General features: G+C 48.9%; 22 protein-coding genes. 20 read left to right on the forward strand and 2 right to left on the reverse strand.

Annotated features, from left to right (window positions below):
- The first annotated feature begins 23 nt into the window (after window positions 1–23).
- From PDUR_RS03580 to corA, 13 genes are all read left to right on the forward strand, one after another.
- Complete coding sequence (locus PDUR_RS03580; RefSeq protein WP_042205135.1) at window positions 24–1,214, forward strand: extracellular solute-binding protein; 1,191 nt, start codon at window positions 24–26, stop codon at window positions 1,212–1,214.
- Window positions 1,211–2,050, forward strand: coding sequence for an ABC transporter permease (locus tag PDUR_RS03585; protein ID WP_042205136.1), 840 nt, complete (start codon window positions 1,211–1,213; stop codon window positions 2,048–2,050). Before PDUR_RS03580 ends, PDUR_RS03585 begins: the two co-directional genes overlap by 4 nt.
- On the forward strand, window positions 2,047–2,964 hold the full coding sequence (locus tag PDUR_RS03590; RefSeq protein WP_042205137.1) for a hypothetical protein: 918 nt from the start codon (window positions 2,047–2,049) through the stop codon (window positions 2,962–2,964). Before PDUR_RS03585 ends, PDUR_RS03590 begins: the two co-directional genes overlap by 4 nt.
- Window positions 2,965–3,134: 170 nt before the next feature.
- Window positions 3,135–4,223, forward strand: a complete 1,089-nt coding sequence (locus PDUR_RS03595) for a DUF3048 domain-containing protein (protein WP_081949376.1) — start codon at window positions 3,135–3,137, stop codon at window positions 4,221–4,223.
- A gap of 263 nt (window positions 4,224–4,486) precedes the next feature.
- Window positions 4,487–5,101, forward strand: a complete 615-nt coding sequence (locus PDUR_RS03600; protein ID WP_042205138.1) for a DUF47 domain-containing protein — start codon at window positions 4,487–4,489, stop codon at window positions 5,099–5,101.
- Window positions 5,102–5,114: 13 nt separating this feature from the next.
- Window positions 5,115–6,107 (forward strand): inorganic phosphate transporter, encoded by a 993-nt coding sequence (locus tag PDUR_RS03605; protein WP_042205139.1) that lies wholly within the window; start codon window positions 5,115–5,117, stop codon window positions 6,105–6,107.
- Between the two features lie 365 nt (window positions 6,108–6,472).
- Window positions 6,473–7,201, forward strand: a complete 729-nt coding sequence (locus PDUR_RS03610) for an amino acid ABC transporter ATP-binding protein (RefSeq protein ID WP_042205140.1) — start codon at window positions 6,473–6,475, stop codon at window positions 7,199–7,201.
- 30 nt (window positions 7,202–7,231) lie between these two features.
- On the forward strand, window positions 7,232–8,062 hold the full coding sequence (locus PDUR_RS03615; RefSeq protein ID WP_042205141.1) for a transporter substrate-binding domain-containing protein: 831 nt from the start codon (window positions 7,232–7,234) through the stop codon (window positions 8,060–8,062).
- A gap of 242 nt (window positions 8,063–8,304) precedes the next feature.
- On the forward strand, window positions 8,305–8,955 hold the full coding sequence (locus PDUR_RS03620) for an amino acid ABC transporter permease (protein WP_042205142.1): 651 nt from the start codon (window positions 8,305–8,307) through the stop codon (window positions 8,953–8,955).
- A 146-nt stretch (window positions 8,956–9,101) separates the two neighbouring features.
- Window positions 9,102–9,752, forward strand: coding sequence for an amino acid ABC transporter permease (locus tag PDUR_RS03625; RefSeq protein ID WP_042205143.1), 651 nt, complete (start codon window positions 9,102–9,104; stop codon window positions 9,750–9,752).
- A 96-nt stretch (window positions 9,753–9,848) separates the two neighbouring features.
- Entirely contained in the window at window positions 9,849–11,132 is a 1,284-nt protein-coding gene (locus PDUR_RS03630; protein ID WP_042205144.1) for an ATP-binding protein, read from the forward strand.
- A 3-nt stretch (window positions 11,133–11,135) separates the two neighbouring features.
- Window positions 11,136–12,038, forward strand: a complete 903-nt coding sequence (locus PDUR_RS03635) for a response regulator (protein WP_042205145.1) — start codon at window positions 11,136–11,138, stop codon at window positions 12,036–12,038.
- Window positions 12,039–12,119: 81 nt separating this feature from the next.
- Entirely contained in the window at window positions 12,120–13,079 is a 960-nt protein-coding gene (gene corA / locus PDUR_RS03640; protein WP_042205146.1) for a magnesium/cobalt transporter CorA, read from the forward strand.
- Between the two features lie 164 nt (window positions 13,080–13,243).
- Here corA and PDUR_RS03645 read toward each other — a convergent pair whose 3' ends face one another.
- Window positions 13,244–13,804, reverse strand: coding sequence for a hypothetical protein (locus PDUR_RS03645; protein WP_042205147.1), 561 nt, complete (start codon window positions 13,802–13,804; stop codon window positions 13,244–13,246).
- A 362-nt stretch (window positions 13,805–14,166) separates the two neighbouring features.
- Here PDUR_RS03645 and PDUR_RS03650 point away from each other — a divergent pair, with 362 nt between their 5' ends.
- The 4 genes from PDUR_RS03650 (at window position 14,167) to rlmD (ending at window position 17,958) form a co-directional block, all read left to right on the forward strand.
- On the forward strand, window positions 14,167–14,457 hold the full coding sequence (locus PDUR_RS03650; RefSeq protein ID WP_025333183.1) for a YerC/YecD family TrpR-related protein: 291 nt from the start codon (window positions 14,167–14,169) through the stop codon (window positions 14,455–14,457).
- A gap of 5 nt (window positions 14,458–14,462) precedes the next feature.
- On the forward strand, window positions 14,463–15,248 hold the full coding sequence (locus tag PDUR_RS03655) for a sirohydrochlorin chelatase (RefSeq protein WP_042205148.1): 786 nt from the start codon (window positions 14,463–14,465) through the stop codon (window positions 15,246–15,248).
- A 148-nt stretch (window positions 15,249–15,396) separates the two neighbouring features.
- Window positions 15,397–16,287 (forward strand): diacylglycerol kinase, encoded by an 891-nt coding sequence (locus tag PDUR_RS03660; protein WP_042205149.1) that lies wholly within the window; start codon window positions 15,397–15,399, stop codon window positions 16,285–16,287.
- A 69-nt stretch (window positions 16,288–16,356) separates the two neighbouring features.
- Window positions 16,357–17,958: a 23S rRNA (uracil(1939)-C(5))-methyltransferase RlmD gene (gene rlmD, locus PDUR_RS03665; RefSeq protein WP_042209026.1), complete on the forward strand. Its 1,602-nt coding sequence runs from the start codon at window positions 16,357–16,359 to the stop codon at window positions 17,956–17,958.
- 122 nt (window positions 17,959–18,080) lie between these two features.
- On the opposite strand, the gene PDUR_RS03670 is transcribed toward rlmD, so the two are convergent.
- The gene (locus PDUR_RS03670) at window positions 18,081–18,305 is read right to left on the reverse strand and encodes a hypothetical protein (protein WP_042205150.1); all 225 of its coding nucleotides are present in this window, start codon (window positions 18,303–18,305) and stop codon (window positions 18,081–18,083) included.
- 833 nt (window positions 18,306–19,138) lie between these two features.
- Between PDUR_RS03670 and PDUR_RS03675 the strand changes: the two genes are divergently transcribed.
- From PDUR_RS03675 to PDUR_RS03690, 3 genes are all read left to right on the forward strand, one after another.
- Window positions 19,139–21,874 (forward strand): N-6 DNA methylase, encoded by a 2,736-nt coding sequence (locus tag PDUR_RS03675; protein WP_052409986.1) that lies wholly within the window; start codon window positions 19,139–19,141, stop codon window positions 21,872–21,874.
- A complete protein-coding gene (locus PDUR_RS03685; protein ID WP_042205151.1) occupies window positions 21,871–23,286 on the forward strand; it encodes a restriction endonuclease subunit S domain-containing protein in 1,416 nt (471 codons plus the stop codon). Before PDUR_RS03675 ends, PDUR_RS03685 begins: the two co-directional genes overlap by 4 nt.
- A gap of 109 nt (window positions 23,287–23,395) precedes the next feature.
- Complete coding sequence (locus PDUR_RS03690; protein WP_042205152.1) at window positions 23,396–23,692, forward strand: hypothetical protein; 297 nt, start codon at window positions 23,396–23,398, stop codon at window positions 23,690–23,692.
- Window positions 23,693–23,776: the final 84 nt, after the last annotated feature.

The raw sequence follows: 23,776 nt of genomic DNA on the forward strand, positions 1-23,776 counted from the left end.
GACAAACAAGGAGGAAATTTTACATGTTTCGTATGAAAAAACGTTTTACTGTACTGACAGCTCTGGCGTTGTCTTTCTCGATTCTGGCTGGCTGCGGTACAGCGAATAACAATTCAGCAGGCTCCGCCGCCGCAGGCGGTTCCGCATCCCCGGCAGCAAGCAATTCCGCCTCTTCCAGCGCACCGGTCGAAATTCAGTTTTATTTTACAGGCTCCCAGAACGTAAAGAACTTGTGGGATCAGCTTACGCCCATGTTTGAAGAAAAAAATCCGGACGTCAAAGTGAAACTCGTGTATATTCCTTCCGGCACCGGCGCTCAACCGACCTATGACCGTATTTTGGCCGCCAAGCAAGCGGGCAAGGGCTCTGGCGGTATTGACCTTTATGAAGATGGTCTGCCCGTTGTCACCCAAGGTCAAAAAGACGATGTCTGGGATTCGCTGAGCACAAGCTCCGTACCGAATCTCGCCAAAGTCGATGCTAAAACGATGCAGGATGTCGCCAATCTGGCGGTGCCTTACCGTTCGTCCGCCGTCGTGCTCGCGTATAACAGTGAGAAGGTGACACAGCCTCCGCGTACGCTGGACGAGGTGTTCGACTGGATTAAGAAGAATCCTGAACGTTTTGCTTATAACGACCCGTCCACCGGCGGCTCCGGCAGCTCTTTCGTAACGACGACTCTCTATAAAGATTTGCCTGAAGAGGCGATTCACAGCGACGATCCGGCCATCGAGAAGGACTGGGCCAAAGGCTTTGCGACGCTGAAGGAACTGGGACCTTACCTGTACGGCAAAGGCATTTATCCGAAAAAGAATCAAGGCACGCTTGATCTGCTAACGAGCGGAGAGGTCGACATGATTCCGTCCTGGTCGGACATGGTGCTTGAACAGCTCGATAAAGGCCAGCTTCCGGCCACGATCAAAATGCAGCAAATTACACCGGGCTTCAACGGCGGACCGACTTATCTGATGGTACCGAAGCTGTCCGAGAAGAAAGAAGCCGTCTATAAATTCCTGGACTTCGTCCTGTCGCCGGAAGCGCAGGCTGTCATGGTGAAGACGATGCATGGCTTCCCGGGAATTCAGCTGACGAACATGCCGCAGGACATTCAGGATTCGTTTAAAGGCGTGTCGGAAGGCTTCCGTAATTTCAATGTCGGCGAACTGAGCAAAGAGATCAACAAACGCTGGCAGAGCGACGTGGCGGCCCAATGAGGAAGGAAGTGAAAATGGGGATATTCGGACTTGGTCTGGTTATCCCCTCCTTTCTCTTGTTGTCTGTGATCGTAATCATTCCGATTATATTGTCTTTTTTTGAAAGTCTTCGTAACGAAACCGGCGGGTACGACCTCAGCCGTTATGTGTATTTGTTTACGGATGAGGGGATGCGCGCGAATATCGTGTTTACTCTTCAGGTGACGATTGTTTCCTGTGTGATTGTGCTCGCTGTCAGCTACGCACTTGCGGTATACATGCGCTTCAGCACCGGCAGGCTGGTAGATTTAATCCGCAAAACGTATATGATTCCGATCTTTATTCCCGGGGTGATCGCGACCTACGGCCTGATCAACCTGCTGGGGAACCACGGCTGGCTGTCCCGCTGGCTGCTGTTGTTCGGGGGAACGCTTCCGCGCATTATTTTTGATCAAAAGGGCATTATCATTGCGAATCTCTGGTTCAATATCCCGTTTACGACGATGCTGCTCAGCTCGGCACTGGCGGGAATCCCGAACGCGGTCATTGAGAGCGCCAAAGATATCGGAGCCAGCCGGTTGCGCATCTTTTTCCGTATCATCCTGCCGCTATCCTACAAAACATTTCTCGTCGCGGTTACCTTCGTGTTCATGGGTGTCATCGGTTCATTTACCGCTCCGTTTCTGGTCGGTCCGAATGCGCCCCAAATGCTCGGCGTGTCGATGGAGCAGGTGTTCAGCGTCTTCCAGGAGCGCGAGCAGGCTGCGGCGATTTCCTTCTTTACGTTCCTGCTGTGCTCGGTGCTCGGGTTCTTCTACATCCGTACAATGGTGAAAGAAGAGACGGCCAGGCCATGATTGAAATCTATACGCATGAATGGAAGACGGTTGGAGTGAAATTGGCCGAAGCGATGCGGGACGGAAAAGTGTCCGTAGAGGAAACATGCGCAGCCATTATCCCCGTGCTCGATCTGCTGCGCAGCGTATTTCCGGATGACGCCGAATTCCCGGCAAGGCAGGGAGAGTACTACCATCTGGACGGGCAGCTCCGCCGGGCGGGACAGGCTTACCAGAGGGCGCTGGAGCTTGACCCTCCGCTTGCGCTTACGGAACGGGAAGCCGCCGCGATCCGCCGACATTGCCCGTTGCTGCTCACAACCGAGACGGAATGCTTTCCCCTGAAGGATATCGCAGCCGTCCATCATCCGACGCTGCCGCTCATTGGCTATCATCTGTTCTGGGAGGACGACTTCGACTTTCCGGACGATTACGAGCCCTGCGACCATGAGGAGATATGGGTGGAGTACGATCCTGACAAGGAGACGGTCACCCGGGTCATGACGTTCTTCCACAGCTCGGTGATCTCCTCGGAGGATGCTGTTCGGGAAGCCAGGGAGAATGGGGAACGGCCTCTCGTCCGAATCGAGTGGGGGAAGCACGGATCGCTGCTAAATGGCTGGGAAAACATCGACATTCCGATGAAGAACATGAGTATGCAGGATTGGATGCGGCAAACGTACGAGCATGTAAAGGCGGGCGGACGTCTGCCGGAGCACCCGCTGAAGCGCTTTTGGCCTCGGGGATACGAAGGCTCCTATGAGTCGTATATCAACTTCTCCGATCCGGTCGATCCGCTGCTTTATCTGGAGCGCAAGCCGCTTATGTTCAAGTCGCTCCATGCGAATGCGATTTTGTTTACACAGGCAATCCCCTACAATTTTCACCCGAAAATGGAATGGCCGGACCGGTTCGCCCGGGCATTGCTTGATTAGGGAAATATCGCACACTTGTACAGGCACTGCCGTGCCGCCCGCAGACGATGCCATTCAGGCATCGCGGGAGGATGACGGCAGTGCCTGTTTGCTGGCGGCAAGACAAAAAGGTCCGGCTGTGCTTAAATGGAAGGATAGTTCAAGAACCGTTAAGGAGGACGTTTACCCTTATGATGCCAATCCGTTCCAGTTCCAGGCTGGCGGCAGGAATACTGCTGTCCTCGCTTGCTCTTTCCGCCTGCGGTCCGCAACCTGCGGAACCCCCCGCCGTTTCCAGCGCACCGCCGCTATCCTCGGCTGCCCCGGCGCTTGCGACGCCCGTTCCAGCGCCGTCGCCCGCCCCGTCCCCGGTGTCCGTGTCCGGACTAACCGGGCTCCCTGTCACGGAAACGCTGCTTCCCCGGCCGCTTGCCGTGATGATCAACAACGCGCCGGCCGCCCGTCCCCAGTCGGGACTGACTAAGGCCGATCTTCTATACGAGGTGCTGGCCGAAGGGGGGATTACGCGGCTGATCGCGATTTACCAGAGCCAACCCGGCATCCCCAAAATCGGGCCGGTCCGCAGCATTCGTCCGTACCTGATCGACATCGGCGAGTCTTATGGCGGTGTTACCGTGCATGCGGGCGGAAGTCCCGCGGCCTATGCCATTTTGCAGAGACAGCATAAAGAGGACATGGACGAAATCGGAAGGGCCGGGGCCTACTTCTGGCGGGATAAGAGCCGCAAAGCGCCCCACAATTTATATACAAGCGAAGATAAGCTTCGGGCCGGAGCGGAGAAGCTCGGATACGGCGGGGCGGTGGAAGTGCAGGGATATTCTTTTACCAATCCGGATGATGTCCCGGCGGGCGGGGAACCCGCGAGCGAGTTCAAGGTCCGCTTCTTGCTCCAAAGCTATACAGTCGATTACAAGTATGATTCCGCTTCGCGCACCTATGCAAGATGGGTTAATGGTAAGCAGCATCTGGACAAGGACAGCGGCGAGCCGGTCGAAGCAGCCAACATAATCGTCATGGGGGCAGACCACAAGGTGCTTGACGAGGCAGGCAGATTGTCCGTCAACCTGGAGCTTGGAGGAGAAGCTATGCTGTTCCAGCGGGGAGAGGTCACGCGAGGCAGATGGGTCCGCAAACCCGGCGACATCATAAGGTTCGTCCAGGACGGTAAGGAGGCGGCGCTGTACCCGGGAGTCACCCATTTTTTGATTGTGCCGAACACGCCCTCTTTTGCAAGCCATGTAGCCGTTACGCCTTCGTAAAGCCGTGGCAAAAGGACGATAAATTGGTTACCGGATGCGAACAGTATATAATGTCCATATAATTACATAAATTACTAAGATGGCGGATTCTTTCTTCTCATTCGACAAATTGTGATTTCATTGTAAAAAGTTCGGTTGTTTTTACTTTCTATCTTTCAAGGCGGTATGTTAAGATAACAAAGGTCGTCATTTAATTTTATACTGTCATTACAATTGGATGCTTCCGCCGTTCCAAGGAACATTATGCAAAGGAGTTTACAATAATGAGGCTGAGAAAAAAGGACATTTTCTTCGAGACGCTTGAAAATATGGCCGATGCGATCGTCCAGGCTGCGGATTATTTCGCCCAGCACCTTTCCGATTTGAGCGATCTGGAAGTGTTTGCCGGAGAAATGAAGAAATATGAATCCCTGTGTGATACATATACGCACACGGTTATTAAAGAGCTGAACAAGACGTTCATTACCCCGCTGGAGCGCGACGATATCATGGCGCTGATCACAAGCATGGACGATGTCATCGACGGACTTGAGGCTTCCGCTACCCGTTTCTATATGTACAACATGACCCAGACAGACGAATACATCGGCCAATTTGCCGAAATTCTCCGCCAGTCTTCTTATGAGATTCAGAAGGCGGTTCATCTGGTGTCGCAGAAGAAGCTTCTGGCTGTCCGCGAACATACGATTCGGCTGAACGACCTGGAGAATCAGGGCGATGAAGTGCTGCGCAACTGTACTAAGGCATTGTTCGCGCAGGTCAAGGATCCGATTGAACTGATTAAGCGCAAGGAGCTGTACGAGCGTTTGGAGACGACGACGGACAAATGCGAAGACGTAGCCAACATACTTGAATCAATTATTATGCGTAACTCATAAGGGGCAAGTAACTATGGATACATCATCTTTATTGGTTCTAGGCATCGTCATCATACTCGCACTCGGCTTTGACTTCATCAACGGCTTCCACGATACGGCGAATGCGATTGCGACTTCCGTATCGACCCGGGCGCTGTCACCGCGTACGGCAATTATTATGGCCGCGTGCATGAACTTTATCGGAGCGATGCTGTTTACCGGCGTAGCCAAGACCATCGGCGACAGTATAGCCGATCCGACGAAGCTGGACAACGGAATCGAAGTCGTTATTGCTACGCTTCTGGCGGCGATTATCTGGAACCTGATCACCTGGTGGTTCGGGATTCCTTCTTCTTCATCCCATGCGCTGATCGGAGCGCTCGCCGGAGCGGTCTACGTGGGGGCGGGTTCGGATCATATCAAATGGAGCGGATTCAGAGACATTGTAGAAGGGCTTATTTTCTCTCCGATTATCGCTTTCGTCATCGGTTATATTGTCATGACCATACTCAAATGGATATTTGCGAAGCAAAGTCCGCATACGGTCAACAAAGGTTTCCGCACGATGCAGATCATAACGGCCGCTTTCCAGTCGTTCACTCACGGAACGAATGACGCGCAGAAAGCGATGGGGATCATTACGTTTGCGCTTGTCACCTCCGGCCATCTGGATACGATGGAGGTTCCGATTTGGGTTAAAATTTCGGCCGCGACCGCTATGGCGCTCGGCACCTCAATCGGCGGCTGGAAGATTATCAAGACGATGGGTACGAAAATATTCAAAATCGAACCGATCAACGGGTTTGCCGCCGACGTTTCGGCAGCTTCCGTTATTTTTTCGGCGACGCTGCTGCATTTGCCGGTGAGTACGACCCATGCGATCACGTCAGCCATTCTCGGCGTCGGCTCGGCGAAGCGCTTCTCCGCAGTCAAATGGGGCGTAGCGGGCCGGATTGTCGTCACCTGGTTTATTACGATACCGATCAGCGCTGCGCTGGCAGGCATTATTTTTAAAATTCTATTTTAGCTCTGAAGCGGTAATGCGCGGGGCCGGATCGACAACGTCGATTCGGCTTCTTTTTTTTCATAATAGGGGATACGGGAAACGCAGCAGGCGTTTTTTTGTTTAATAGTATTAGTGAAGGCAAGAGATTTATGTCACAAAAAGTTACAGCAAAACGATAAAAAACATTAATCAATGGGAAAAGAAAATAAAATACCTCACAATTCGCGAGGGAAATTGCGGTTTTAATATGAAAACCCTTGTAGGAAAATGTAGTTTTGTATAGTGGTTAAAGTAAGGTTGTTCTCAAGTGTTACCATAGCTGACAGGAGAGCATTTTTAGAAGATTTAGAATGTCAGGGCAAATATAGAGCGAGGGGGGACAGTCGTTGATCGATTTTCAGCAGGTAGATAAACATTACGGACATTTCCATGTACTCAAGAGCATCAATCTGCATGTTGAGGAGGGGGAAGTGGTCGTTGTGGTCGGTCCGTCCGGCTCGGGCAAGAGTACGATGCTACGCTGCATCAATCGTCTGGAGACGATCACGAGCGGGCAGCTTGCCGTAAACGGCGTCGCCATTAATGACAAGAAGACGGATATCAACAAAGTCCGGCGGGATATCGGCATGGTGTTTCAGCATTTCAACCTGTATCCGCATAAAAAAGTGATCGATAACATCACGCTGGCGCCTGTCAAGGTGCTGGGAGTATCGAAGGCGGAGGCCGAACAGACGGCGATGTATTATCTGGAGAAGGTCGGCATCGCCGGCAAGGCGCAGGCCTATCCGAGTCAGCTCTCCGGCGGGCAGCAGCAGCGTGTGGCGATCGCCAGAGGACTTGCGATGAAGCCCAAAATCATGCTGTTCGACGAACCGACGTCGGCGCTGGACCCGGAAATGGTCGGCGAGGTGCTTGACGTTATGCGGACACTGGCCAAAGAAGGAATGACGATGGTCGTCGTTACCCACGAGATGGGCTTTGCCCGCGAGGTGGCGGATCGCGTAATCTTCATGGACCAGGGGCAGATCGTGGAGGAAGCCGCTCCGGAGCAATTCTTCGCAAATCCGCGCGAGGAGCGCACACGAACTTTTCTCAGCAGGGTATTAAGCCACTAAAAAATATATAAGAATTGGGGAGAAGCAAATATGAAAAAGAATTGGAAGCTGTTAAGCGTATTGATGATCGCCATGCTGCTCATTCTGGCAGGATGCGGCAGCAACAATGAGGGTGGAGGCAACGCCGCTAAGGGAGAGAGCGGATCGGACGGAATTGCGACGATCAAAGAGCGCGGCAAGCTGCTGGTCGGCGTAAAATTCGACACGAAGCTGTTCGGTCTGAAGGACCCTGCGAGCGGCCAGGTTGAAGGCTTTGACATCGATATTTCCAAAGCGATCGCGAAGCATATCCTTGGCGACGAAAATGCGATCGAGCTGAAGGAAGTAACCTCCAAGACGCGGATTCCGATGCTGAACAACGGCGAAATCGATATGGTCGTAGCGACGATGACGATTACGGAAGAGCGCAAGAAAGAAGTCGATTTCTCCGACGTCTACTTCCAAGCCGGACAATCGCTGCTCGTTAAGAAAGGAAGCCCGGTTAAAGGCATCGCGGACATTACGAAAGACTCCACAGTGCTCGGCTCCAAAGGCTCCACTTCGGTTAAAAATATCAAAGAAAAAGTTCCGGGCGTAACCGTGCTCGAATTCGACAACTACCAGGATGCTTTCACTGCACTGAAAACCGGCAAGGGCGACGCGCTGACAACGGACGACGCGATTCTGTACGGTATGGCAGCTCAGGACCCGAACTATGAAGTGGTAGGCGAACCGTTCACCGATGAGCCTTACGGCATTGCCGTACAAAAAGGTAACAGCGCAGTGGTAAAAGCGATCAACGATACGCTGGCCGAGCTGAAATCGAGCGGCGAGTACGACAAAATCTATGAAAAATGGATCGGCAAAGCGCCGGCCAAGTAAGTTTAAATAAGCGGCAGGTTCATTGCTTAATGTGCATGGGGATGCACAAAGAGGGGAATAAAGAAAAATCGGCTAAAAGTCGGCATCAGCGAAAGGATGGGACGGGCGATTTCCGCTGGCCATCCTTTCGTGCTTGTCAGAGGACGACCATGAAGAGAGCACAGGGGACAAAATAAATATAGAGAGTTAGAAGTGCATGATTATGCCAATCGCTATTAGAGAATAAAAGGCAGGTGATCAAGATGCAGTTTTCCATTTTGACGGACTATTTCGGCACTTATATGGAAGGATTCCGCGGTACGATTCTTTCCAGCTTGCTGGCGCTGGCAGGGAGCTTTCTGCTGGGTACCCTAATCGCGGTATTCCGTATTTCTACTGTAAGAGCGCTGAGATGGTTCGGGACGGGATACACCGAGTTTATCCGCAATATCCCGCTGCTGCTCGTCGTATATATTTTTTACTACGGCCCATCGGCATTCGGCTCGTCTCTGGATGGATTTACGGCCGGCACTATCGGCTTGACGGTATACACATCGGCCTTTATTGCCGAAGCCATCCGGGCGGGCATTGCGGCCGTTCCAAAAGGACAGACCGAAGCGGCGCGCTCATCGGGCCTGACCTATGTTCAGACGATGTTCCATGTCGTGCTGCCGCAGGCAATCAAGCTGGTTATTCCGCCGCTTGGCAACCAGTTCATCAATCTGATCAAGAACTCGTCGGTGCTGACGGTCGTGGCCGGTCTTGATCTGATGTATTTTGCGGATATCGTCAACACCGATACGTTCCGTACGTTCGATACTTATGTATTCGTAGCGCTGTTCTATCTGGTGCTGACTCTGCCGCTCAGCTACGGCATGCGGGTGTGGGAACGCCGGCTACAGCGCAAATACTGAAAAACCCCACAAAGTGATGATAACGCTCCGAAGCGAATTCCGAGTACTTTGCGGGGACCCCGGAAAAGAAGACGATCCCCACAAAGTGAGGAGGACGCTCCGAAGCGAATTCCGAGTACTTTGCGGGATTGAAAGGAGGATTAACGATGGATTTTGTCGGCGCTTATTCGGCGGATAATCTCAAGTTCTTGTTGGATGGTCTGTATGTCACACTGATTGTCGCTTTTTCGGCGATTGCTCTCAGCTTCCTGCTTGGTTGCATCCTTGGTGTGATCCGCTACACGAACATTCCGGTGTTGTCACAGATCACCTTCGTGTTTGTAGAACTGTTCCGCAATTTGCCGCTGCTGCTCATCATCTTCTTCATGCGCTTTGCGCTGCCGGAGGTCGGTATCAAGCTTGGTCTGATCACGGCGGCGGTTGCGGCGCTGACGATTTTTGAGGGGGCCATGATTTCGGAGATTGTGCGCGGCGGACTGTCCTCGGTTGACAAAGGGCAGATTGAGGCGGGACGCTCATCGGGACTTACGGGAATGCAGACGCTGTGGCATATCGTGCTTCCCCAAGGTCTCCGGCGGATGGTTCCGCCGTTAGTGAGCCAGTTTATCTCGCTGCTGAAGGATACGTCGCTGGCGGTGATAATTTCTCTGCCCGAACTGATGCATAACGCCGGAATCATTATCGGACACGGCTATAACTATACGATTCCGACGCTGCTGCTCGTAGCGCTGATCTATTTTACAGTCAACTACCTGCTGTCCCGGCTGTCCAAACGCCTGGAGACGAAGAATGCCTAACGTCATGATGAAGTCGTTTTTCGTAGTATTTTATAGGAATTCACAGCGGTTTATGGTACTATAATGGCTAATACTAGCACGCGGGAGTATTGGCTAATGGGGCAGCCGCTTAACCGACATCCATATATTCAGATTCTGCTGGTCGCGGTCGTAACGGCGATTGCCGGGGAGTTCAAGATCAATCCCTACGCTGGCGACATCTTCAGAATCGGCTTAGGCAGCAGTGCATTTCTGCTGTTTTTGCTTTTGTTTCGGCATCTTCCGTTTATACTCACCGGCGTGGTTACGGGCGTATCCGTGCTGCTGTTCCGGACAGGCCTCGATCTGGCGGGAACGGATTTTACCATACTTGAGATTGTGACCAGACATTGCTCCGCGATGGTGTATTACATAGTTTTTGCCGTGCTGATGCGTGTAATCAAAGAACGGATGGACGGTTTTCATCCGCTGGTGCTGGGGGCTGTGGCGGCGGTCATCGATCTGCTCTCCAACGAGATGGAACTGCTGACCCGGCTGCTTGTGCTGGGAACGACCTCGTTCCGCCTGAATGAATGGACGTATCTGATGGCGATTGCCATGCTGAGGACCTATTTTACAACCGGGCTGTACAGCAGCATATCCGTCAGTCAGCTTCGGCTGGTGCAGAAGGAACAGAACCGCCGGATGGAGCAGATGCTCGGTTTCGGATCGGGCCTGTACGGGGAAGTGTTCTATCTGCAAAAATCAATCGGCACGTTGGAACAGGCTACGCTGGACAGTTATGATTTGTATCGCAGTCTCAAAGACGGCGGAGAGCTGGCTAACAGCCGCCAGGTGCTCCATATCACGCAGCAGATTCATGAGGTGAAGAAGGATTCGCAGCGGATTCTGGCGGGTCTGACGAAGCTGGTGGACCGCGAAGTAACCGGCGATATGCCGCTGTCTGGCCTTCTGCGTTTTACCGTGAAGAGCAACCAGAAGTATGCCGACATGCTTGGCAAGAATATCACGATCATTCAGCAGACCACCTCCGATTATGCCACCGCAAGCTACATCCCTCTGCTCACGCTGCTCAATAACCTTACAGCTAATGCCGTCGAGGCGATCAAGGATACGGGAATCATTTATCTGAACATCTATGAAAAAGAGGATATGACCGTGTTCACGGTCACCGACAGCGGCGGCGGTGTGAACGACCGCGACCGCGAGCTGCTGTTCGAGCCGGGTTTCACAACCAAATTCGATGATGAGGGCGTGGCGGCGACAGGAATCGGACTTTCGCATGTGCAGGATATCGTCAGGTTATTCGAGGGCAAGATTACGGTCAGTAACGCCCCCTATGCGGGCGGGGCTATGTTCAAGATCGCCATTCCCACGAAGAATCTGCGAAAGGAGGAGTAGAGCATGCCGCTATCTTTCTGTATTGTTGACGATGACCGGAGCGCCAGAAGAATGCTGCAGCATATTATCGAGGACAGCGGGCTTGGCGAAGTGACGGGGACAGCCGAAGGCGGCCAGGAAGGCGTCAGGCTTATTCTGGAAGAGTCGCCCGACATTGTGCTGATGGATCTGCTCATGCCCGACCAGGACGGGATCGAGACGATCCGCTCCCTGCAGGCGCAGGGCTGCAAGTCCAAGTTCGTCATGATTTCGCAGATCGAGAATCAGGATATGGTCGGAAGGGCGTATGAGAGCGGCATCGAATTCTTCATCCGCAAGCCGATTAACCGGATTGAGGTGGAGACCGTGCTGCGCAGGGTGAACGAGCGTTATGCCATGAGCCGCTATCTGGACGAAATCAAATCGAGTCTGGAGAAGCTGGAAGGGCTTCAGTTTGGAGGGGCTCCTGTTATTCCGGCCCGGCGCACGGTCAAGGATGCCGTTCAGCCGATACTGATGAACATGGGCATGATCGGCGAGAGCGGCAGCCGCGATATTACAGCGATCATGGAAATTCTGATGGAACGGGAGGATGCGGGAACGCTGCCTCCACTTAAGGAACTGTACGAGTCAGTGGCCGCCCGTTACAAAGAGGGCACAAGCGACATCGCCAAAGAAACGAAGGCCATCGAGCAGCGGCTGCGGCGGGCGCTGGCGACCGGGCTGACGCATCTGGCCTCCATCGGTCTGACCGATTACAGCCATCCCAAATTCGAATACTACGCGCCGCTTTACTTCGATTTCGAAGACGTGCGCGCTAAGATGAAGGAAATTGACCAGGGCCGGGAATCCGGCAAGGCCAAAGTGAATATCCGCAAATTTTTGCAGGTTATGGCTCTGGAGCTTCAGGAAGGACTGGGGCGCTAAGATCCCCTCCCGAATTTGGGCAGGGGCTATTCCTGCTGTACAATGATGAAAGCAGGGCACCTTAAGGAGGACAGGAGGATTATGATACGGACACTGGCGGTTTCCCATCAGGGGGAAGTGCTGATGGATAAGCCGCTCTTTGAAATCAACTTGGAGGATTACAAATGGATATGGGCGGATTTTTCGGAACCGACTTCGGACGAGACGCTGCTTCTGGATACCTATTTTCACTTTCATCCGCTGGCGATTGAGGATTGTATGCATGTGCTTCAGCGGCCGAAGCTTGATTACTACGAGGATGTGCATTTTTTTGTGCTGCATGCGCTGAATGAGACGACGCTGAAAGCGGAAGAGGTGGATTTGTTTGTCGGCAAATCGTTGTTCGTGACCTATCATCTTCAAGAGCAGGCGGGGATGGAAGAAGCCTGGGATCGGGTTGTAAAGGAAATACACAGCCGGAAGGGTTGGTCCGGCGGTCCGATCCTGGCGGCTTATACGGTGATGGACAAGCTGGTGGACAACTATTTTCCAAGCCTATATATGATTGAGGACGAGCTGGCGGAGCTGGATAGCAGAGGGAGCAGCGAATCGGTGGAGGATCTGATGTCTCAAGTATTCGACGTTCGCGGGCGTCTCTTGAAGCTGCGCCGGACGATTGTGCCGATGCGCGATTTGATGTACCGGATTCTCAATTCCCAGCACATCCAGAGCAATGCGGAAGAACGCAGGTATTTCGGCGATATTTACGATCACCTGCTCAAACTGACGGATATGATCGAGGCCGACAGGGAAATGACGGCGGACCTGCGCGACAGCTACATATCGCTGAATTCCAACCGGATGAACTCGATTATGAAGACGCTGACGGTAATCACAACCATCTTTATGCCCTTGACGCTGATTGCCGGCATTTACGGCATGAATTTCGATGTAATGCCTGAACTGAACTTTGCCTACGGATACCCCCTTGTCTTGCTCATCATGCTGCTGCTCGGGGGAAGTATGGTGCTGTGGTTTCAAAGACGGGGCTGGTTTAAGTAAGCGGGGTAGTAGGGGACAGGCGCTCGTAAGAAAAGCAACGCTTGGTGCCCTTTCGAAGACGCCGCCGACTCCTTCATTAGCGCCTTCTCTTCAATTACATATGGGGTTCTGGCGGCTGCGGTCAGAATAACGATCCCTGCCGCCAGAGCTTAAGGTGGCGCCGCTTACTTGCGGCGCCGTCTGCCTGAGGACGAACCGGAACGCCGCCGCCCCGAAGAGCCTGAACTGCGGCGCTTTGGGGCGCTTCTTTTGCTGCGCCGGCGAGGCTTGTAGGCTGCGGAATCTTCTTCCGCCGCGAGCAGGCCGGTCGCAGCGCCTAGCGCACCCGCCCCTTTACCTTTTCCTATGCTGCCCATAACGAGCTTGAACATTGGAGCCATCTGCTGAAAGCCCTGCATGACCTTCTGTACTTTGCCTACGGAACTAACGATCCCGTCGATTCCCCCCATGCGGTCGATAATGCCCTTGATCTGCTCCATATTCCCCAGGTTGGCGAGTCCGCCGAGGTTTCCGAGCAGTCCGCCGCTTTTAGCAGCCGTCTCTGCTGCTGCCGGAGCCGCAAGCGCGGTTTCGGCTGCTTCCGCTCCCAAAGAAGAGAGTGCGCCTGCTCCTCCAGGTCCCGGCACCTGCACGTAAGTATTGATGCCGGGGTAGGGGGACGAATTGAACGGGTCAGCCAGCGCGCGGCTGCTGCGATGGGAATGATTATAGTAATGCTGAGGCATGATATCACATTCCTTTGTCGGTTATTTTTGCTATACTGTATGTCATGGGCGAACATAAGGTATGGACGGATGCCCGGGGTTACAGGGATAAAAGCGGAAAAGGGCAGACGCCCAACAGCCGGGGAAATCTTGAATAATCCTTGTCCGGCTTTGTTTTTGATGCCCTGATGCAGTAAGATAGGAATGGTGCTGATAGATGGGAGAGCGGAACAGGGAGCAGCAGATATTAACGTTTTGTACATATGGAGTGGACAGTTGTCCGTGATTTTCATTCTTTACAGCGTGAAATCGTTAATGCTTGAAAAAAGCGCTCTGGTGCAATATAGTAAAGGCAGTAAGCCACATTAGGGGATGATTATATTATGCAGCTGAAGAAGCTGAACGATAAAAGTATCGATCAACTGTTTGAGGCCATTTTAACTTTAAAAAATATGGAAGAATGCTATGTGTTTTTTGACGACCTGTGCACGGTGAACGAGATTCAGTCGCTTTCGCAGCGCCTTGAAGTTGCGCGTATGCTGGGCAAAGGCTGCACTTATAACCAGATTGAAGCGGAGACCGGTGCGAGCACGGCGACCATCTCGCGGGTTAAACGGTGCCTTAACTATGGTAATGACGGCTATAAGCTGACGCTGGAACGCTTGGGGCGCTGACACCGATGAACCCGGGCGTGCTCATCATCAGTCACGGTTCGCGCGATACGTCCTGGGTGGCTATCGTCGATGAAGGGGTAAGTGAATTATCGCTGCGGGAAGATCTTCCCGTGGCGGTTTCTTTTTTGGAGCTGGTGGAAGGGCGTTCCATTCAGGACGGGATCGATGCATTGGAAGGGCAGGGCGTTACAGATATTCTGGTCATTCCGCTGTTCGTCTCGTCGGGCAGCACCCATGTTGATGAGATAGCCTATGCGCTCGGAGCCAAGGATGAACCGGAAAAAGAGACCGATCTTCAGCCGTTTAGAGTAACAGCCCGCGTTCACTATGGCGACCCCGTTGACGACGATCCGGATATCGCGGTCATGGTCTGGGATAAGATCCGGGAGCTGTCGGTTAATCCCGCCAGGGAGACTATTCTGCTGGTCGGCCACGGGAGTGTGCATGCCGGCTTCCGGCAGCGCTGGGAGCGCGGAATGTCGTCGCTGGCGGAATGCGTCCGCAGGGTCAGCGGCATTGCGGCGGCGGATTATGCGCTGCTGAGTCCGGACAGTGTAGGCGATAAGGTACGGTACTGGCGGGAACAGGGACATGAGGTGCTGGTCGCGCCGATTTTTTTAAGTGAAGGCTACTTTACCAAGAATGTCATTCCGGGGAGGCTCCAAGGATTAATCTATAAATATACCGGAAAAACACTGCTGCCACACCCGCTGCTGCCGCACTTTATCGCGGCTCAAGTGGTGGAGATGCTGAAAAGGCTGCGCGCAGGAGAAAGTGAAGCGGGCCGGTAATCCGTACCTGATCCGTAAATCGTGCTGCGGGTATAACCGCAATCCTCATGTGCTTTTTCCTCTATTACCCACATATATTGATTGTGCCCTTCAGAATTGGGTATAATCAGTTAAGTTGTTCAATAAAGAAACGGGTGGAGTTCCGGTAATGAAAACTGCGAGATTAATATATAATCCAACTTCTGGACGGGAAGAAATGAGGAGAAGGCTTGCCGATATTCTGGACCGTCTCGACCAGGGCGGCATTGAGGCTACCACTCATGCGACGACGGGAGAAGGCGATGCGACAGCGGCGGCGGCCGATGCGGTGAATCGCGGATACGATCTCATTATTGCGGCCGGCGGCGACGGTACGCTGAATGAGGTAGTTAACGGGATGGCGGAGAAGCCGAATCTTCCTCCTCTTGGGGTGCTCCCGCTGGGAACCACAAATGATTTTGCGCGCGCTATGGGTATTCCGAAGCACTGGGAAGAATCCTGCGATCTGATTATTCAGCAGCAATCGCGTCTTATTGACCTTGGCAAAGCCAATGACCGCTATTTTATCAATATTGCCGGCGGCGGCACGCTGACCGAGCTGACATACGAAGTACCCAGCAGGCTGAAGACGATGATGGGGCAGCTCGCCTATTATTTAAAAGGAATCGAGAAAATGGCCAGCCTGTCTCCGACAGAGCTGGTGATCCGCGCAAGCGGACAGGAGTTGATCCATGACGAATTCATGCTGTTCCTGATTGCCAACACGAATTCCGTCGGAGGGTTCGAGAAGCTCGCTCCTGATGCGCGGATTGACGATGGGCTGTTCGATGTGATCGCCCTGAAAAAATGCAACCTCGCCGAGTTAATCCGCCTGGTTACCCTGGCGCTGCGCGGCGAGCATCTGCAGGATAAAAAAGTTGTGTATTTCCGTACGAATGAAATGGAAGTCACCTCTCCCGGTTATGTCCAGCTCAATCTGGACGGAGAGCTGGGCGGGACCCTTCCGGGCCATTTTCGTATCCTGCCACAGCATTTGCGGATATTCGCGCAGAATTCGTAAGCAGTATGAAGGCGAAATGCGATACACACCATGAATAATGAAGATCATGAAAGAAGTGAAACCAAGCGAATGAATAATAACCGCAGCGGCCGCCGTCAAGGCCGCCTGGACAGTAAGGCGGCGGGAGTCGCCGCCGGGCTGCCTGTAAATAAAAACGATGAGGTCGTGCTGGATATCATCGGCATGACGCATGAAGGCGAAGGGGTAGGCCGGGTAGAGGGCTATACCCTTTTTGTGCAGGGGGCGCTTCCCGGAGAGAAAGTCCAGGCCAAGGTGCTCAAGACGAAGAAGCAGTACGGATACGCCAAGCTGCTTGAGCTTGTAGAGGCAAGCGCTTCCCGCATCGCGCCGCCCTGCCCGATCTATGACCAATGCGGCGGCTGCCAGCTGCAGCATATGGACTATGCTGCGCAGCTCAAGTGGAAGCGGCAGCTTGTAGTGGACAACCTGGAGCGGATTGGGAAGTTGGATGTGGCGGGGGATGAAGCGAACGGAGAGCCGCGGGGCGAACGGGAGCCGAGCGGGGAGCCGGGTGAGCGTGATGGTGAAGCTCAGGCGGGAGCGCCGCAGGGAGGGAATTCGCTGGAAGGCGATGAAGCGATCGCCAACTCCGGCGAGCCCCTCCGGAGCGGCGGAATTGTGGTGCGGCCGACGCTCGGTATGGACGAGCCCTGGCGCTACCGCAATAAAGCGCAGGTGCCGATCGGCGTTACCGACGGTGGACTAGTCGGCGGCTTTTACGCGCGCGGCAGCCACCGGATTATCGACATGGAGACCTGTCTGATTCAGCATGAGCATAACGACGCCGTCGTATCGGCCGTCAAGCGAATCGGCCAGGAGCTCGGCATCTCCGCATATAATGAAGAAACCGGCCGCGGCCTGCTGCGGCATGTCATCGTCAAGAAGGCGTTCCGTACCGGAGAGATGATGCTGGTGCTGGTGACGAACGGACGGGATATCCCGCATTTTGACGCCTGGATCGGCAGCATCCGGGAGGAACTCCCGGATGTCGTGAGCATCTGCCAGAACGTCAATACGCAGCGGACGAACGTTATTTTTGGCGGCGAGACCCGCGTATTGTGGGGCAGAGACGTCATCTATGATTATATCGGCGATGTGCAGTTCGCCATTTCGGCGCGGTCTTTTTACCAGGTGAACCCGGCGCAGACCGAAGTGTTGTACGGCAAAACGGTCGAATACGCCGGACTGACCGGCCGCGAAACCGTCATCGACGCTTACTGCGGCATCGGCACGATTTCCCTGTTCCTCGCGCAGCATGCGGACAAGGTATACGGTGTCGAAATCGTCCGCGAAGCCATCGAGGATGCGCGGTCGAACGCAAAGCTTAACAACATGAACAATGTAGTGTTCGAGGTCGGCGCATCCGAAGACGTCATTCCAAACTGGAAAGAGCAGGGCATCACTGCCGATGTCATCGTCGTCGATCCCCCACGCAAAGGCTGCGATCCCCGCCTGCTGGAGACGATCCTGGAAATGAAGCCCGAGCGGGTGGTGTATGTGTCCTGTAATCCGTCCACCCTGGCAAGGGATTTGCGGGTGTTGGAGGATGGTGGGTATCGGACCGTCGAGGTGCAGCCGGTGGATATGTTTCCGTGGACGGTGCATGTGGAATCAGTTGCTTTATTAGTATGGAATGAAACAGAGAACTGATAAGCTTTGATATAAAGGTTTTTTTGTTGAAGCTTCAAAGCAGACAACTTATTTGAAGCTATAACAAGAGAAAGCCGCGCAGCTGGGTGTATCCAGTCCTACACGGATTTTGTTTATTTATCCTACTCTACGGTCTTTTTGGCGGCGGCAATATGGCTTTGGATAAGGTGCCTTTCGACGGTTCTCTTGTTATATGGCGCTACAACCGACCCAATGAGTTCTTCTACAACTATGATTAAAGCGGGGTGTCCTTCTATCTTACCGTTCTTGTACGATACCCCAGCTTCGAAGTCTTCCCTGCTTATTTCAATTCCGTTGTTTCTTTTGAACAATTCGTAGTTATCCATTGTCTACAACACCTTTTTAATAAGAGTACAGCAAGCCAACGTAAGGCGCTAGATTTATCTCTAGGTAACATCTATTACCTAGAGATAGCAATATGACGGTATAGAGAATTGCATATATAATTGTAAAGACCTCTTTACTTATACAGGCCGTTATCCAAGGTGCTTCGAAATGAGATATACAGTCGCAGGCCAAGTAGGCGGTCAGGACGCTAAGATAGAGTTGCAAGACGGAACGGTAAGCGGAGCCCTTTCGCGGTACAGCTTGTACTGCTAGAAGCTGCGAACCTGGAAGGCGAACTGGTAGGTCCGATAGGTCAGCAGACCAGCACGAAGCACTTACGCAGCGCCCTTATCGGCCATGCTAGTTATCGACCGAGTACTAAACGACGTGGTTTATACAGGCGACGTACCCAAACCTGGTAAGGGTGCCCCCAGGGGCTATTATCTAAATAGCCAGGCATACAGTCGGCCGACTAATTGGCGAATATCTTGCACAATATCTGGACAACAGCTGTAGTAAGAGCACAAAGTAAAAAAGAGGTCATTCCGGGATCCCTAGTTATCATAAATAATGGTTTCAAAAACATTAACTGTGACCCATAAGAAGGACACTTTGAAAAAAGTGACCCTCTTATGGGTCACAGTTCAATCTTGATCAAAGGAGTTCTCGTCTTCTGTTTTTGATTTTATATTATGATTAACTGTCGAATAAAGGGGTTTCCTGTTGGGTTGTAGAATAATTTTAAGAGCTAAATTGCTGGAATATGAAATGCATTCTTAAATAATCTACTGTATCATTCCTAAATATTGATTGCAGAAAGGACTAAATTTTTATGGAAAACTGGAAATTGATGGTAGAAAATAAACTCAAAAAAGAGAAAAATAGTGTAGCAAGCATAAATATAGAAAAAGAAAGTGTTAGCTATGCGGAAGAAATTAAACATAACAGGAACCTTAGAATACTGACAGGCGATGAGGAAGTTGTAAGAGCATTTGTAATTGATCGTTTGGTTAACGAACTTGACTATAAACCTGAAAATCTTGAAGTTGAAAAAGAGTACACAATAAAGGGTGGGCACAGCAAGATTAATCCAAGAGTTGATGTGTTGGTTAAAGATGAAAGTGGTAACCCTTTCTTTTTTATTGAAGTAAAAGCACCAAACAAGTATGAGAAGGATAAATCGGAAATTGAAGGGCAACTATTCGCACTTGCTCAAGCAGAAGAACGTGATTTTAAGACAAAGGTGAAGTATTTGGTTTATTACACAACCGAATTACTAGATGAGGAAGTTGTAGATAGATCAATAATTATTGATTTTGAAAAATATAAGACCTATGTGGATTGGGAAAATGACGGCTTTATATCTATAGGAACGGAGTTAACTGCTGGTTATGGAGAGCCTAAGAAGCAACCACTGACTAAAGGTGATGAAAAAAACGACTTGAGGGTTAGAATAAATCGTGAAGAAATTGCAGCTCTCGGAAAAAACTTGCATAATGTTCTATGGGGTGGGGGAGGAACTAACGATAGTGAAATATTTTATTCACTTGTAAATATTATTCTAGCTAAAATTCAAGATGAATACGAGAAAGAAGATGCAAAAGAATATGATTTTCAGGTATATCAATATGGTAATAACATTGAAAGTCAAAATAAAATTTATGAACGTATAAATGCCCTTTATAAAAGAGCTTTAAAGCAACAACTTAATGTATCAGAGCAACAAAAGATTGATGACGATAACGTTATTAATCGCAACAAGTTCCCATTAAATAAGCTGGTTTATACTGTTCAGTCTTTGGAGTCATTTTCCTTTTTGGAAGGGCGAAGTTCCCTAGATGGAAAAGATGTTTTAGGTGATTTTTTCGAAAGTATTACCAGAGATGGATTTAAACAAAATAAAGGACAGTTTTTTACACCAACTCCAATTGTTAAATTCATACTTTATGCTTTACAACTCGATAACCTTGCAATTGAAAGGTTAAATAATGCAAGAGAATTACCATTAATCATTGACCCTTCTGCTGGAAGCGGAACATATTTGGTAGAAGCTATGAAACTTATCACTAAAGAAATAAAATACAAGCAAAAGAATAAAGTGAAATCGAGCCGTCAAATTAAACAACGCTTTGAAGAGCTGTTTGCTCCTGACAATAACGAGAATAAATGGGCGAGGGAATATTTATATGGTTCTGAGATCAATTTCGATTTAGGAACCGCATCCAAAGTGAATATGATCTTACACGGGGACGGTTCTACAAATATTTTTGTGAAGGATGGGTTGTTACCTTTCCGAAATTACATTAAAGAAACTTCACCAAACTATTTGGAAACAGCGTATGCAGAATCTATTTACAACGATAAAGATGTAAATGGTAAATTTGATGTTGTTGTAAGTAACCCACCATTTAGTGTTGATTTGGACACGCAAACTCAAAGACAAATAAAGAATACTTTCCTTTTTGGTAACAAGAAAAACTCTGAAAACCTTTTTATTGAACGATACTATCAGCTTCTTAAAGAAGGTGGACGTTTGGGGGTAGTTTTACCAGAAAGTATATTTGATACAACTGAAAACAAATATATTCGACTTTTCTTATTCAAATATTTCAATATCAAAGCTGTGATTAGTTTGCCAAATTCAACTTTTGAACCTTTTACTTCTACAAAAACAAGCCTGCTTTTTGCACAGAAAAAAAATAAGAAAGAAGTTGAAAAATGGAATGAACTCTGGGAAAAGTACGGAAAAGAATGGAGTTTATTGCTAACAAGAATTAATGACTACAATTCGTACTTTGTTGAAGGTAAAGAACTCAATAAAAAGTGGGCTAAAGATGTTATAACCGACATTGAGGAAGGTAATATAGGAAATATCACTAAAAATATCAAACGTTTTTTGAAAGACTACATTTCAAAAGAAGATGAGGAACTTAGTATTAAAGAGCTTCTGACTAAATTCAAAATGGAAATTATAAATTTATCTAAGTACGAAAAAGAAACTAATGTTTTTGGATTTTATAATGCTTGGTGGGTATTTGGAGAGGTATCAAAAGAATTAAACTACACTATATTTATGGCTGAAGCTGAAAATATTGGATACAAACGAACAAAAAGGGGCGAATCACTAATGCCCAATGATCTATATGATCTTGAGTATGCACCTAATGAGCTTAAATATAGTGATGTGATAAATAGTTATGTTGGAGAAATTAATGATTTAACGGGAAATTTGGAACAATTAGAAGCTGAAAAGAAGGACTTAGAAGATAGGGAAAAACAAAATGTAGTCACTCAGAAGAAAACTGATAAACTGACGGAAGCTGTAAATGCATTAAATTCACTATTAGAAACTATTGCAGCTGAAAAAGAAGAAGTTGAAAATATACTAACTACTTTTTATGCTAATGATTTATTGAAAGAAGAATATGAAGAACGGACAGATATGGAATTAATAAGTCAATTCAAAAATGGTTTGCTTTCTCGTTATAGAAGTGATGACATATTACTTCGAAAAACTACTGTTCAAACTATCTTAGATGCCATAAGGCAGGAGGTAGTTTGGAAGTGAAGAAAGCAATAGTAAACTTATTTTCGTTAGCGAACAGTGACAGCTTACGTCTTTGTTACACAGAGGAATTACCTGTAACAAAGCACCCACTAGTTAAGTTGATGGATTGCCTTGAGTCTTTTGAATCAGGTAGTAGACCTGAAGGAGGTATAGTTTATCTAGAGGACGAAGACTGTGCACTGAGTCTGGGTGGTGAGCAAATTGGTATCGATGGGAGTGTTGATTTATCGAGGATGCCTTTGGTTCCACTTCATTTTTATGAAAATTCAGATAAAGGAAAAGTATTAACTAGGGATATCTTGATCTGTAAAGATGGAGCTTTAACAGGGAAGTCTTGTTTTGTTACCGATGTATTTCCAGTAAAAGAGGTAATGGTTAACGAACATGTTTATATCTTTAGGGGGAATGGACGACTAAATCAAAAAATACTTTTTCATCTAATCAGAAGTCAATTTGTCCAGCTTCAAATAAAGGATCTCGCATACCGTAAGAAGGGTCAACCAGGATTGAACACAGACCATCTAACAAAAATTGTGCTACCTGATTTAAATCCAAATCTTCAAGATAAATTATTGAAGTTCATTGAATCTTTAGAGTATTCTATAAACCAATTAAAATCTACTAAGTGCAGCAAATACGAAGTGATAAATAAAGTTTTTTCAACAAAGTTTAATCTTAACACTGAGGAACAGTTATCAATAGATAGTGGTAAAAAATTAAATGTGAATCTAAGCAACATTTGTATTAATAATGATAACCTACGTGTTAGTTTTAGATGGAATAAAATGCAGAATATACAAAGAAATCTTTATAAAAACATTAATTGTATTGATTTGCTTGGGAACTATATCATAAATACGAATAATGGATGGAGTCCTGAATCAATTGAAGGTGGGGAAGGTATTCCAGTACTAGGTCAAGAACATTTTAGTTTTGAGGGTAGATTGAATATTGACCCAACAAAATCAACGATAGAGACAAAAAAAAATATTGACAGTTTCTTTATTCGTCAAGGGGATTTTTTTGTAAGTAGAGGAAATACTGTTGATTTAGTTGCTCTCGCAAGTATAGTTGAATCTGAAGTAAACCAGGATATTATTTACCCGGATTTATATATTAAGGTAGAATTAAACGAAAAATTGATAAATAAAAAGTATTTGGCGCTGGTATTTAACTCTTTTATAGGGCGACTTTATTTTAAATACGTTTCAAAAGGTAAGAATCAAACTATGGTAAAGATTTCTTCAAGTGAACTATCAAATTTTTTATTACCAATCCCTCAGCATGATATACAAATCGAAATTGTAAATAGTATTGAAAAGCAAATAGATGCTCAGAGAGAGATTGAAAAGAAAATAGAAGATAAGAAAAAAGAGCTAAGTCAGCTAATAGAAAAAGTAATTCTTAATTAGCGAATGTATATTAGAGAGAATTCCGAGGTGATTAAACTTAAATAGAGGACAATAAAAAATATTCAGTTTAGGGTTAACCAGTACAGAGAGTTAAAATAATTCTTTTCAAATGGAAGTAAAGCATCACGTAAATAAATCAAGACTCATAGATCGGAATATTGATTTCTGGAAAACGCTGAAAAATTGGCTGAAGGAGTTTGAAAGACTAAATGATGTTAAACGATTGATTTTGTTTACAACATCTGATATAGATTCTGCCTCGTCTTTATATAATTGGAATGAAAAAAATGAAGATGAAAGATTGGCCATATTAAAAAAAATTGGCGCTTCGGTGAAAAGTAAAGAAACTACTTTCTATGGTGCTACAAGATGTCAAGACAGAGATTTGAATATATTTAAGGTGTGAAAAAAAGTGCAAAGTGAAAAGTAGAGCTGTTGTAGGTGGAGGACAAGGCCCAAGCGAAGGCGCGGGAGGGGAACAAAGTTCCCT

It is taken from the genome of Paenibacillus durus, assembly GCF_000756615.1.
Taxonomy (GTDB): domain Bacteria; phylum Bacillota; class Bacilli; order Paenibacillales; family Paenibacillaceae; genus Paenibacillus_AQ; species Paenibacillus_AQ durus.